A 13,370-nucleotide genomic window follows, 5' to 3' on the forward strand; every position below is an offset into this window, starting at 1 on the left:
GGTATATAATTTGAGCCAGGGTTGTTTGCTATCTTCTTTTTCAGACATCTTTTTTATTGCTTAAGTTCTTTGTTGGATTTCATATCGTCTTTGCCTAAAGATAACATATTAGCAAATAAACGATAGGCACCCGAAACGCCGGCAGGGAATTCTCTGAAAAAACTCAAACCGGTATAAACGTAATAACCTTTACCATATTTAGCGACCAGAAGACTACCATTTTTAGGTGATTCCCCTATATCGTTCATTGATAGAACAGGCGTAAATTCGTTGCCCCAGGTATCGGGAAAATATAAGCCGCGTTCTTGTGTCCAGCCTTCAAAATCAGATTCTGAAATCTTGTTCGGGTAATTAAGAACTGGATTGTCAGGATCTAAAAAAGTGACTTCTGCATTTTCATCGGTTACCCGATTCCTAGATAAATGTATTTCATAAGGCGCCAATTGATCTACATTTAAGCGGTAGCTATTGTTATACTGAACCACCATGTTTCCGCCATTGTTAACAAAATCAAAAAGAAGTTGTTGTTTGAATTTTAATCCATCGACGGTATTGTAAGCTCGGATGCCAACAACAAGGGCATCAAACAATTCCAGAGTTTCCGGTGTGATCTCTTCGGGGGCTAAAATCCGAACATTATAGCCAATTTGTCTGAGGCTTTCCGGAACAACGTCTCCGGCACCTTGAATATAAGCTATCTTTTCACCTCGTTTTTTTATATTCAGGCGCACAACCTTGCTATCACTTGGAAGTAATACTGTTTGAAATGGTATGTGCTCATAATCAATCTCTAAAAGCGCTTTAGAATAGTGTTTTTCACCTACATGAACCACAGGCGAAATGATGCCTTCGTCCTCGGATTCCGGCGGAATCACCGTAAAAACCAAAGTTTGTTCTTCTCCTTTATTTTTTATAGAAACTTTTTGTTTTTCAGGAAATACACTCCAGCCTTCCGGATGATCGATCGTGACAAAACCTTCCAAATTATCCCGTCCTGATTTTACAACCACAGGAATATCTTGTTGCTTTTTGGTGTCAAAAATGATGACCTGTTCGGTAAGTTTGGCAGAAGCTTCAGGAATAATTTCAAAAGGGCGATACAGTTCACCTTTATCTGGTTTCGAGAAACGATATACCACATCTTTTGAAATGGTTACAGGCACATTGTCTATAATCAGATTAAAATCGACCTGATAGGCTCTGGGTGTTTCCGGTAAACCGATGTAACTCGTATTATCTACTTTATACATTCCTAAAGACCCTTTTTCGTTCAGCCAATACGGACTGCTAGGTTTTTGGTCTTTATCTATTTGAAGTGTTGCCTCAATGGAGAAGCGCTTGTTATTACTGAGTTCTAAATGTTTTGGTTCAGATTCTGAATTATTGAATTTAAAACTTTCTAAAATAATATTTTGAGCACTTCTATTCAGAACTTCCAAAGATACCTCCACAGATTCTCCCGGTGTCGCCCAATTTGTTGCCGCTGAAGCTTCCAAATACAAACCGGCACACATCGTAATTATGTTTTTAATTTCTTGAGACTTCAGGTTACGCCAGTGAGCATCATCAATTTTTTGGATCAGTTTAAAGGCTTTCAATAGCTCGGGAACATGAACAGAAGGGTTGGTGAAATTAAAATGCGTTTCAACCTTTCTTAAGATATCACCAATAGCTGCCCCATTATTTACCCGTGTCCAGGTTGTATTGATCCCTGCAAAGACATCATTATTATTTTGTAAGGGAACCCCTTTTAAGAATTCTATATATTCTTCCTGAGCACCGCGTTGCGATAAGCGACCAAACCCCTGGCAGAGGTGTTGACTGCTGGCTAAAGATGCTATTTCATTATTAGATAAGCCTTTGGTAGGGTAGTACACACCAATATCCAAACTTAACATATTGCTTTTGTCGACCTTTTCAAAATTTTCCTGACTGCCATACATCCACCAGCCTGTATTGAAGAATAATCGTTTCGGTTGCCACAACCCTGTTTGATCTAATTGATTGGGATATGCGGTTTTATCGTTTGCCAGATCAAAAGCTTCAAAACTTAGCATCGCAGAACTGGTATGATGGCCGTGTGTAGTACCCGGGGTTCTGTGATCAAAGCGATTGATGATCACGTCAGGTTTAAATTTTCGAATGGCTAAAACAACATCACTCAGTACGGCATCTTTATTCCATATTTTTAGGGTTTCATCCGGGTTTTTAGAATAACCAAAATCATTGGCTCTTGTAAAAAGCTGCTCGCCGCCGTCAATACGTCTCGCCGCCAGTAACTCCTGTGTGCGGATAACGCCTAATAATTCCCTGAGCTCCGGTCCAATAAGATTCTGACCGCCATCACCTCTGGTTAATGCCAGGTAACCTGTGCGGGCTTTTTCGTGGTTAGACATATAAGAAATAAGTCGGGTATTTTCGTCGTCGGGATGGGCGGCGACGTATAACACAGTCCCTAAAAAATTTAATTTTTGAAGGGCATCATATATATCGTTCGAAGAAGGTTTTTGAGGTTGTTGTGCCTGAACAAGGGGAAAAGAAAGTAATAAAGAAAAGAAACAGAGTAAGGTTTTTTTCATAGTTGTGTTATTAGCTTTTGATCAAATATATAAAAGAAACAACCATTAACGCAGGTTTTAATCTTTCTTTAACGGTTCAAAAAAGCAATTGAATTTCGTTTATTTTGAGGTTTTTGGAACAACGTTAGTCTTGGATTTTCCTTGGTCTTCAAGGAACATACGCTGTAATGAGTCGACTTGCTTCATGATATTTTTGATTTCTTTTTGCTGCGTTCTCAAACCATCAGAAAAAAAGGCTTTGTGATTAAATTCACCTGTTATAGAATCCGCCTTGAAAAAGTCGTCAAAAAAGCCTTCAGGAAAAACAGTGTCATTCTTGAAATATGTTTCAAAAACGGTTTTTAAACTGTCATTCATTTTTCCTGAACTCGAATAGCTATAGCTGTAAATCGAATCATATTGGGTGAGTCGTCCCTGTTCATCATATATTTTATTAACCTGAATTTTTTCGGATGGTTGTAATGAATCTTTCGATTCAGGTTTTTTAACCTGAGAGAAACCTTCAACGAAAGTGCATAAGCAAAGGCATAATAATACTAAATTTTTCATTTTGGAAATACTTAATTGGATTTGTTAATTATCCAGAAATAGCATCAAAAAATATACCAATTTAGTATATTTTCGTCTTATTCTTTTACAAGACTTTTAATTTACATTAGAAAAAATATTACCCTAAAAACAATGATCTAAAGCCATTTTTTTCTTTTGAAATACAATATCATTCCAATGAAAATTACTGCCATAAGGCCAAGAACTATGAAATAACCATTACGGTATTGCAATTCGGGAATGTAATTGAAATTCATGCCATAAACGCCGGCAATAAAGGTAAGTGGTATAAAAATAGAAGCCATGATGGTTAGGACTTTCATAACCTCATTCATTTTATTGCTAATGGTGGTCATATACATATCCATTAAATTCGATACCATTTCACGATACACATCAATATTCTCAGATACCTGAACCAGATGATCGTAAATATCCTTGTAAAATGTTAAGGTCCCTTTTCCGATTAGTTTATGGTCGTTATGTTCAATTCGGCTCACGACTTCCTTAGAAGGCAAAACGGTACGTCGTGCTCGTAATACTTCGCGTTTCAAATTGAGTATCGTTTTACTGGCATCCTCTGTGATTGTTCCATCTAGAACATCGTTTTCAAAATCTTCAATGGTATCTCCCAAAACATCAACAACATTAACATAATGGTCTACAAGGGTATCCATAAGAATATAGAGTAAATAATCTGCTCCCATATCTCTCACACGACCCTTGGTATTTCGGATACGGTCTTTTACACCTTCAAAGATATCGAGGTCAGATTCATGCATGGTGAGCACATAATTGTGGCCTAATAAAAAATTGATCTGCTCGGAAATGACCGTGTTGTCCTTCTCGTTAAGATATAACAATTTTAAAACAACATAAAGGTAATCATCGAACTCATCAATTTTAGGGCGTTGCGAAATATTAACAATGTCTTCAAGGATTAGGGGGTGAATGCCATAATGAACCCCTAATTTTTCTATGGCTTCAACATGATTCAGTCCGTTTATGGTGATCCATGTTACCGTGTCTGTAGCCTTGTAGCCAAAAGTGTCTTCAATCTTATAATAGCTCTCTTCTGTATAATGTTCGGGCGTATAATCAAAAACCTCAATAAATAATTCCTGATTTTCCTTTTGCCCGGTGTATACCATGGAGCCGGGTATTAGCCCGGTTTTATTTTTTCGCTTTTGTTTTTTTTTGGCCATTGGATCCTTTAAGAACTAAAGATACTTAATTTTTAAATTTCATCCTCTAATTCAAGTTCTTCAATAGCATCTTTTTTAAGGAGTGTAACCGGTTTTTGGATAATAAGGTTGTTGGGATAGGTTACCAGATCACCATTTTCCAGGCGTAAATGCACTTGAAAGGCACGAATATCTTCAATAATGGCTGCATCAGGAAAATCACTGTCATTAATTTTTATTTTGTCTCCTACTTTATAAGGAAAATTAAAGAACATGATAATGCCTGAGGTAATATTGCTGAGAATAGACCAAATGGCGAAAAGACCAATTCCAATAACGGCAAATACCGAGGAAAAAATAACGGCCAAATCATGAAACTCAGAACCGAATATAAAAGATTCGATCAAAATAGCTACAAGAAAAAAAGCTACGGATATGTAACGATTTATTAAACGAATTCGGGCTATATTAATACGATTTTTTCGCCCAATTTTACGAATCGTAAAATGAATAATATAGCGGGCTAAGAGTATGGTGAGTAATACAAACCCGGATAAAATAAGTTCACTTTGATGATTATTAAAGAATTCTACCATGATCTAAAAAAGTTTAGCGGTACAAAGATATGTTAGAATAGGCAACTATTCGAATGATTCTTGGATGAATTATTAAATTTGAAGGGAGTCTCTTAAACGTTCAAAGGCATTACTATTTTTATTCCAATAATCTGTCTTTAATATTTTTAATTTGGTTGCCTTTGTTGATAGGATTTCACCGCTGTCCGGGTAGGTTTCTTCCCAGGATAAGATGTCGAATGGAAAATCAGGATTAAAATGGATTGTTAATTCCCGCTTAAGATCAGGATAATAAATCCGATAAGTTCCTTGCTCCAAATTTGCTTCAGCGGCATACGCTTTTAAATTTTTGTGTTTTAATCGCAGGTATTCGAAGGCCGGGATAATCTCTAAATCACCAACCGGTAAGGACTTCGGGTCTATACGCAGTTGGTTCCATAACTCATTTTCTAAAATAGTTTTTTCTAAATGAGAATTTTGATCGCCTTCCGACTGAAAATAAGAGTGTAAACGGACCTCAAAATCTGATCGGTTATTCAGTTGCATGTAGGTTTGGCCGCACCATTCCTGGATAGAAGCGGAAACTTTAAGAGCATGCTGATTATTTGCCACAGGGTAAAATGAACTTTGCATGATCGAATAAGGGTAGATCCCTGTATTGAATTTTTTAGTGGCGTTAAGTTTCAGAACAGAAATATTTTCTTTGTTGGGGTCATCTGATTTTACTTGTTCAACTGGTAAGAAATCTTCGGTAACATAAACCAAAACTGCACGACCATCTCGGATTTCACCATAACGCACCTGCTCCAGTTTATACGAGGTGATTTCAGCCTTACCCGCATACCAATACGTTTTGAAGGAGCCGCTCAAGGGTTTCGCGCTCGTTTTAGTAGGAGAGGAGATGTCCATGGTTTTTGAATTTATTGGTGCAGTGGTTTCCTCTTTACATGAAGTGAGAAAAAGTGTGAATAATAAAATAACCAATAAATAAAATTTGCCCCTGATTGTATATAATTTCATATCGTTTTTGCCTAAAATTACAAACTTCTCAGCGGCTCACAATGTCATTTAACGTTTTATAAACAAGCTGCGTAGGGAGTCCCATAACATTAAAATAAGAGCCTTCCATATAAATCACACCAATTTTACCGATCCACTCCTGAATGCCATAAGCACCTGCTTTATCAAAGGGTTTCGCGCTGTTGATATAATACCAGATTTCGTCGTCTGTCAATGTCTTAAAGCGTACTTTCGTTATATCATTGATCGTTTTATTGAAGGTTTTTGTAGTGAAACATACCGAGGTGATTACTTCATGGGTTTTGTCGCTCAAAGAACGAAGTATTTCAAAAGCTTCTTGTTCATCGCGAGGCTTTCCCAGTGCCTTTTCTTCATGCCAAACTATAGTATCGCTGGTAATTAAAATATCATTTGGCTGTAATTCCTCCTTATAAGGCAGTGCCTTTAATTGTGCTAGATAATCACTGATCTCAAAGTGTTTCAGCCGTTCGGGATATTCTTCAGCAATAGGTTTTAAGCGGATCTCAAAATCCAATCCCAGATCTTTAAAAAAAGCCTGACGTCTCGGGGATCCGGAAGCCAGAATAATGTGATAATCTTTGAGTTGATCTTGTAGCATATTGGAATCTGTTATATCAAAAACGATTAATTAAATTTATTTTAGAGCATCAGCAAACATGGCGATCAAATGATATATCAACATACCCACCACGACCACACTTAAAAAAAATACGAAATATATTTTTCTATTCCGGATTCGTTCTTCCTTTCTGATGGTATTTTTAATATGATCTTTCGCTTCTTTTGAAAGTGCTTGATGTGAAAAATGACATTGATAGTGTTTGTGCGACGTTTGATTCAGGCTGTGTTTGAGTTCCGAGAAGGCTTTTTTGGAATTTTGATTAAATACCGTTTGATTATTGCCAAATCCGATGTATCCAAAACCCGTAAGATGTCGTCTTCTGTTTCGTTCCAAACCTAGAGGAATTTAATAATGAAATTAGTCGTATTTCGCATTGTAGTCAACAGCCCATTTACCCTGAACTTTCATAACTTGTTGGATCACATCACGTACGGCGCCTTTGCCACCTTTTTTGTGGGATATATATTTTGAAATAGCCTTGATTTCCGGCACAGCATCTTGCGGACAACATGGTAAACCTACCCGCTGCATGACTTCAATATCAGGAATATCATCACCCATATATAGCACATTCTCTGATTTTAAGTTATTGGTTTTTAAATAATCCTCCATACAACTCATTTTATCGTGGACCCCTAAAAACACATCTTGAACGCCTAGGCCATTCAATCTTAAACGTACACCTTCATTACTTCCTCCTGAGATAATACAGATATGATAGCCATTATTTAAAGCCGTTTTCAGCGCATAACCATCTTTAATGTTCATGGTTCGCAGTAAGTCGCCATTGCTTAGAATAGTAACATTTCCATTCGTTAAAACGCCATCAACATCTAAAATAAAGGTCGTAATGTGTTCTAAATATTCCTTGTAACTTTTATCTTCCATGGGTGTGTTGAATTGATTTAGTTAAGAGTTTATAAATGGCTTTATGTTCCGGATTATTTAACAGCTCCAGATGCTTTTCTATTGTTTTTTTATCTCGTCGTTTTGCCGGACCAGTTTGTGCCATGTAGGGTGAAAGGGTCTGTACTTTTTTTGCGGTTTCCATGATCAAGGGCTTTAAGAGATCAAATTCTGCAGCTTCACTTTCTGTTATTTCATGACTGATGCGATATAGTTGATTTGTAAAATTATTTACAAAAACGGCAGCCAAATGAAGTACCCTGCGTTGATCACTATTCACGCGTTTTGTAGGGCTTCCCAAACTGGTGGCTACAGCTTTTAAAAGTGGATAACTTTTTTTGTCGAGCGTTTCAATGCATATCGGAACATTATTGAAATCCATTTCAGCATGACTACTGAATGTTTGTAACGGATATAAAACCCCACGCTTGTTTTTTTTATCCAGATCATACACATTCACACTGCCCGAAGTGTGCACCACCAATCTATTTTCAAATGGAAGTTTAGAAGATAATTTTCCAACGGCATCATCACTTACGGCGAGGATATACAGGTCGGCTTCAACCAGTTGCGACAAGTCGTCTGTAACAATGGTTTTGTTCCCGTAACCTTTAATACGCTCCAGATTGCGACTGTACCATTGGGTAACCTTCACATCTTCGGTACTTTCAATAGCTTTAAAAAAATGTGTGCCCACGTTACCGGCTCCAAGTAATACAACTGAAATCATACTGCTAAAATACTAATGAATTGTGACATAATCATATTGTGGTCCAAAATTACATCTTTAAATAAAAACACTACTTTTTTAGATTACTTTAACACCATTAAATAAAGTTTAATCCTTAAATTTGCAGAACCCAAAAAAGGGCTATGATTATGCAGGAAAAACTAGCTAAGATTCTCTTCTCTACACGACTTACAGCTGTTTTATTTATTCTTTTTGCCGCGGCTATGGCTGCCGGAACCTTCCTGGACGCCGGAGCAGATCAGTCGCCAACAGCATTTACACGAACTTTGATTTACAATAACTGGTGGTTTGAAGCTATTATGGTATTTTTTGTGATCAATTTTGCTGGAAATATTGTTCGATTTCGACTTTATAGGAAAGAAAAGTGGTCGACCCTGATCTTTCATCTTGCTTTTATACTCATATTATTTGGGGCCTTCATCACCCGGTATATTGGCTTCGAGGGTATGATGGCCATAAGAGAAGGTGCTACCGAAAACACCTTCTATTCACAGAAAACCTATGTAACCACGTTTATCGATGGTGATTATACCGTTAATGGCGTAAACCAGCGACGGGTTCTTGAGAGTGAGGTTGATTTTTCCTCACGTTTAGATAATGAATTTGAAATTAAAACAGACTACAACAAGCAGCCTGTAAGTATCAAATTGGTTGATTTTATCGCTGGCGCGGAAGAAGATATTATTCCGGATGATTCTGGAGAATCTTATTTAAAAGTTGTAGAGTCGAGTGGTGGAGCTCCGCATAATCATTTTTTGAAATTAGGTGAAGTTCAAAGTATTCACAATATTCTGTATGCCCTGAACAAGCCAACTGAAGGCGCTGTTAATATAATTTCTCAAGGAGATTCTTTAACCATCCAATCGCCTTTTGAAGGGGAGTACCTTACCATGGCGACGCAGGCACAGGGTAAATTGGTAAAAGATAGTGTGCAGCCTTTATATTTGAGATCACGTTACATCATAGGAAACACCCAATTGGTATTCCCGAAATCGGTGGTAAAAGGTAAATTCGATGTCGTAAAAAAATCAAAGATTCTTAAAAATGATAAGGATGGTGTTAAACTTCAAATTACAACCGGCGGAGAAACGAAAACCGTTGGTGTTATTGGAGGTAAAGGCACCGTTGGAAATTATAAGGAGATTCGCGTAGGAGGGCTCGATTTTACTTTCGACTATGGCTCGAAAGTTTTAGAATTACCCTTTTCTATTAAACTTAATGATTTTGAAGCCGAACGTTATCCTGGCACCGAGAAAGGCTATTCGTCCTATTCAAGTAAAATTACTGTATTGGATTCTCTTGAGGGTAATTTCGATTATAAGATTTATATGAATCATGTTCTGGATCATCAAGGTTATCGCTTTTTTCAGTCCAGTTTCGATCCGGATGAAAAAGGAACAGTACTTTCTGTTAATCATGATTTCTGGGGTACCTTTTTTACTTATTTAGGGTATATTTTACTATACACCGGACTCATGTTGATCTTATTTGTTAAAGGATCTCGTTTTGGTGATCTCAAACGTATGCTGGAAAAGGTTAAAACTAAAAAAGCAAAATTACTTCCGGTCGTATTACTCTGTTTTGCGCTGCAAGTTCAGGCACAGGATCATTTTGAAGGCGATGGTCATAATCATACGGCGCCTACGAAAGTGCAGATCGATTCGATCTTAAAAGCCAATATGACGCCGGCAAAACACGCTGACCAGTTTGGGCAAATGGTTATCCAGGATCTTAGTGGGCGTATGATGCCCGTAAATACGTATGCCTCAGAGCTGTTGCGAAAACTGAGTAAAAGTGATACTTATGAAGGTTTTAATGCCAATCAGGTACTTTTATCCATGCAGGAAAATCCGCAGTTGTGGTATAATGTCCCGGTTATTTATTTAAAGGCCAAAAAAGACGATTCTATTCGCTCAATAATCGGCATACCAAAAACACAAAAATATGCGACACTGGCCGATTTTTTCACCAATCGCGGACAATATAAACTCGGACCGTTCTTGGATGAAGCCTATCGTGCACAAGTTCCTAATGCATTTCAAAAAGAATTCAAAGAAACCAACCAGCGGGTAAATCTGTTATTTAATACCGTTGAGGGGATGTCTCTCAAAATATTCCCGGTTCCTGGGGATGATAATAATAAATGGATTTCCACTTATGATTATCGAACTGGTGATTATAAAATTAAAGATTCGCTGTATTCGAATTTTATAAACAGTGGGTTCTCTGCTTATCTCTATACTTTGAATCAATCGAAGAAATCCGGTGATTTCTCACAGCCGGAAAAACTTTTGGAAGCCATCAAAAAAACACAGCACAAATACGGTAGCGAAGTGATGCTGAGTGATAAAAAGATTGAGACTGAGATACTATACAATAAGTACGACATTTTTAAAAAATTGTTCAGTTGGTATATGTATGCCGGAACCTTGATGTTTATTCTATTGATTGTTCAGATTTTCAATGATAAAAACAAGATCATTAATGGAGGCGTTACGGTATTCAAATTTATCATTCTAGGGCTATTTCTGCTGCATACGGCCGGCTTGATCGCGAGGTGGTATATTTCCGGTCATGCCCCGTGGAGTGACGCTTACGAATCGATTATTTATGTGGCCTGGGCCACGATGTTCTTTGGTCTGGCCTTTGGCAGAAAAAGTGATCTTACCATTGCAGCAACTGCTTTTGTGGCTTCCATAATTTTAATGGTAGCACATTGGAACTGGATGGATCCTGCTATTGCAAATTTACAACCGGTATTGAACAGTTATTGGCTCATGATCCATGTGGCTGTAATTGTGGCTAGTTATGGTCCCTTTACTTTGGGCTTGATTTTAGGTGTGGTGTCATTGTTATTAATGGCCTTCACAACCAAAAAGAACAAGCTGAAAATGGATCTGAACATCAAAGAACTTACTATTATTACCGAAATGGCTTTAACGGTTGGTTTGGTTATGCTCACCATTGGAAACTTTTTAGGAGGTATGTGGGCCAATGAAAGCTGGGGGCGCTATTGGGGATGGGATCCTAAAGAAACCTGGGCGCTTATAAGTATTATGATCTATGCCTTTGTATTGCATATGCGGATTATTCCCGGACTTCGCGGGCGATGGTTCTTTAACCTCATGGCGATCATAGCTTTTTCAAGTATTATGATGACCTATTTTGGAGTGAATTTCTATTTATCAGGCTTGCATAGTTATGCTAGTGGAGATCAAATTGTAAGCTTAAAATTCATTGGAATTGCCTGTGCTATTGTGGCTTTATTAGGGGTTGTGTCGTATCGTGGTTACGCGAAGTATTTTAGGAAATAAGAATATAATTGTCTAAATTACCATCACCAAATTTACCTAATAATTAACTTAATCCTATGAATTATGCGTGTTTCCCTATTTATTTTTGTGTTCTCCTTATTCCTTTTTTCCTGTTCTTCAGAAAATTTGCTTGAAGCTCCCGATACCATGTCCGACATGGTTAGTTATTCGGGTGATTTTGTATCTGTTGCTCACCCAACCATGGGGAAAGTTACGGTGGATCAAAATAAAAGCATTCTTAGTATTGAAAACTTCAAATCAGATGACGGCCCTGTTTTAGAGATGTATCTGGCTACAAATACAAATGCTATTACATTTATAAGTCTGGGCGACCTTAAAGGGCTTGAAGGTAATTATGAATATAATCTTCCTGAAAATGTTGATCTAGATACCTACAAGTTCGTTATGGTATGGTGTGTGGATTTTAGTGTTAATTTCGGTCATGCCGAATTAACTAAAAATTAAATTATACCAAAAAGATATAAATAGAGTAGGCCAAATGCTATAGCTAAACCAAAGCTAAGCAGGGTACCTATTAAAATGTATTCCGTGAGTTTCCTGTCTTTGGCATTCGACAGGTCTCCAAACCGGAATACGGATTTTGCAGCGATCAAAAAACCCACGCCTTCCCAGTGATTGGTTATTATAAATGCAAAAACAAAAAGCCGTTCCAACATGCCTATATATGCTCCGGCCTGTTCTAAGGAATCACCATTCGACAGGGCGCTTAGATCCCATTTTGAAATAAAAATTTTCATGATAATAGAAGAAACCTTGGTGACGCATAAGATTCCTGTAATAACAAGAAGAACTTCAGGTTTAAACAGCATTTGTAAATCCCAGCTAACCTCGTGATACAAGGTGATTACGTAAGCTATAACCAGGATATGGGCCAGTTGATCTAGGGCGAATAGCCAGCGTTGATTAAATTTCGAATTTAAAAATAGCTTAATAACGTCGATGATGAAATGTGAGATTAGAATAATGAGTATGCCAAGCCAATAACGCTTATCAAATTGCAGTACAATTAAAAGTGCCATAAGATGCACAAGGATATGCACATATAAAAACTTTGATCTCAGTTTGTGCTCTTGTTTGTGGTTGACCCATTTTTCGGGTTGAAAAATAAAATCGCCAATGACATGCGCTAAAAATAGTTTGATAAAAAGACTGATCATAGTTTTTGAACTTGGGATTCGTAGTAACCTAATAATTTTGAAATGGCATCAAACCCTGCGCGTTTTAGACCCTCACTAATATTGCTTTGTGATTTCCCTAAAAGTTTCGCGATATCATTTTGATCCAATTCAGGTTTCTGAAGGGTTGTTTTGATGATTTCCGATGAGGTTTTAGTCCAACTGTCCATGGTTAAAAGGGCTAATCCCAGCATGGTGTTTAAGGCATTATTAAAAGCCTCATGGTTAGATTTTATAGCCAAGGTTTTGTTTTTCATGTCTTCAAAACAAGTTCCTGAGTTTTCAAAAGCAGGACCATTCGATTCAGTGATCTTTTTGGCATCATAGGTTTTCTCTCCAATTCCAATGGCCATGCGGACATCCATACCTTTAAATTGTTTTATGGTAGCTTTTATTAAAATGCAGGCAAATAGGGCTTTTTCCGGAAGAACTTCCAGTTGAAAACTGTCACCTCTGTAAATTTCCCAGTGTTTTGGGGAGTCACCAAAAAACGCTAGGGTCTTTTTAAGTGCAGTCAGCCATTTTTCCGGATGTTCTGCTCTTGAATTAATAATGTCTCCTGTAATGATACTGGTCATCGTTTTAGTCTTCAAAACTTTACTTGAAAACAAAGATACAAAAATATCTGCTAAAAAACAGATATATTTAAATAT

The 13,370-nt window shown here is 37.3% G+C and carries 13 protein-coding genes; 2 read left to right on the forward strand and 11 right to left on the reverse strand.

Annotation, left to right across the window (positions count from 1 at the left end; translation table 11 throughout):
• Nucleotides 1-53: 53 nt before the first annotated feature.
• The 9 genes from V8G61_RS07945 to V8G61_RS07985 form a co-directional block, all read right to left on the reverse strand.
• Nucleotides 54-2,579: a PIG-L family deacetylase gene (locus V8G61_RS07945; RefSeq protein WP_394875009.1), complete on the reverse strand. Its 2,526-nt coding sequence runs from the start codon at nucleotides 2,577-2,579 to the stop codon at nucleotides 54-56.
• A 99-nt stretch (nucleotides 2,580-2,678) separates the two neighbouring features.
• Nucleotides 2,679-3,128: a hypothetical protein gene (locus tag V8G61_RS07950; RefSeq protein WP_394875010.1), complete on the reverse strand. Its 450-nt coding sequence runs from the start codon at nucleotides 3,126-3,128 to the stop codon at nucleotides 2,679-2,681.
• Nucleotides 3,129-3,265: 137 nt separating this feature from the next.
• Nucleotides 3,266-4,333, reverse strand: coding sequence for a magnesium/cobalt transporter CorA (corA, locus tag V8G61_RS07955; RefSeq protein WP_394875011.1), 1,068 nt, complete (start codon nucleotides 4,331-4,333; stop codon nucleotides 3,266-3,268).
• A 32-nt stretch (nucleotides 4,334-4,365) separates the two neighbouring features.
• On the reverse strand, nucleotides 4,366-4,908 hold the full coding sequence (locus V8G61_RS07960; protein WP_394875012.1) for a mechanosensitive ion channel domain-containing protein: 543 nt from the start codon (nucleotides 4,906-4,908) through the stop codon (nucleotides 4,366-4,368).
• Nucleotides 4,909-4,980: 72 nt separating this feature from the next.
• Nucleotides 4,981-5,796 (reverse strand): septum formation inhibitor Maf, encoded by an 816-nt coding sequence (locus V8G61_RS07965; RefSeq protein ID WP_394875013.1) that lies wholly within the window; start codon nucleotides 5,794-5,796, stop codon nucleotides 4,981-4,983.
• 139 nt (nucleotides 5,797-5,935) lie between these two features.
• The gene (locus V8G61_RS07970; protein ID WP_394875014.1) at nucleotides 5,936-6,526 is read right to left on the reverse strand and encodes a Maf-like protein; all 591 of its coding nucleotides are present in this window, start codon (nucleotides 6,524-6,526) and stop codon (nucleotides 5,936-5,938) included.
• 36 nt (nucleotides 6,527-6,562) lie between these two features.
• Nucleotides 6,563-6,883, reverse strand: coding sequence for a hypothetical protein (locus V8G61_RS07975; RefSeq protein ID WP_394875015.1), 321 nt, complete (start codon nucleotides 6,881-6,883; stop codon nucleotides 6,563-6,565).
• Nucleotides 6,884-6,907: 24 nt separating this feature from the next.
• Complete coding sequence (locus V8G61_RS07980) at nucleotides 6,908-7,438, reverse strand: KdsC family phosphatase (RefSeq protein WP_394875016.1); 531 nt, start codon at nucleotides 7,436-7,438, stop codon at nucleotides 6,908-6,910.
• Nucleotides 7,428-8,186: a Rossmann-like and DUF2520 domain-containing protein gene (locus V8G61_RS07985; RefSeq protein WP_394875017.1), complete on the reverse strand. Its 759-nt coding sequence runs from the start codon at nucleotides 8,184-8,186 to the stop codon at nucleotides 7,428-7,430. Before V8G61_RS07985 ends, V8G61_RS07980 begins: the two co-directional genes overlap by 11 nt.
• Before the next feature lie 149 nt (nucleotides 8,187-8,335).
• Here V8G61_RS07985 and ccsA point away from each other — a divergent pair, with 149 nt between their 5' ends.
• Both ccsA and V8G61_RS07995 read left to right on the forward strand, forming a co-directional pair.
• The gene (ccsA, locus tag V8G61_RS07990) at nucleotides 8,336-11,521 is read left to right on the forward strand and encodes a cytochrome c biogenesis protein CcsA (RefSeq protein WP_394875018.1); all 3,186 of its coding nucleotides are present in this window, start codon (nucleotides 8,336-8,338) and stop codon (nucleotides 11,519-11,521) included.
• Between the two features lie 63 nt (nucleotides 11,522-11,584).
• A complete protein-coding gene (locus V8G61_RS07995; protein ID WP_394875020.1) occupies nucleotides 11,585-11,986 on the forward strand; it encodes a DM13 domain-containing protein in 402 nt (133 codons plus the stop codon).
• On the opposite strand, the gene V8G61_RS08000 is transcribed toward V8G61_RS07995, so the two are convergent.
• Nucleotides 11,983-12,699 carry a DUF3307 domain-containing protein gene (locus V8G61_RS08000; protein WP_394875021.1) on the reverse strand — a complete coding sequence of 239 codons (717 nt, stop codon included), beginning with the start codon at nucleotides 12,697-12,699 and terminating at the stop codon, nucleotides 11,983-11,985. The genes V8G61_RS07995 and V8G61_RS08000 overlap by 4 nt on opposite strands.
• The gene (locus V8G61_RS08005) at nucleotides 12,696-13,310 is read right to left on the reverse strand and encodes a SatD family protein (RefSeq protein ID WP_394875022.1); all 615 of its coding nucleotides are present in this window, start codon (nucleotides 13,308-13,310) and stop codon (nucleotides 12,696-12,698) included. Before V8G61_RS08005 ends, V8G61_RS08000 begins: the two co-directional genes overlap by 4 nt.
• Between the last annotated feature and the right edge of the window lie 60 nt (nucleotides 13,311-13,370).

The organism is Gaetbulibacter sp. M240 (genome assembly GCF_043876815.1).
In the GTDB taxonomy this organism is placed as follows: domain Bacteria; phylum Bacteroidota; class Bacteroidia; order Flavobacteriales; family Flavobacteriaceae; genus Gaetbulibacter_A.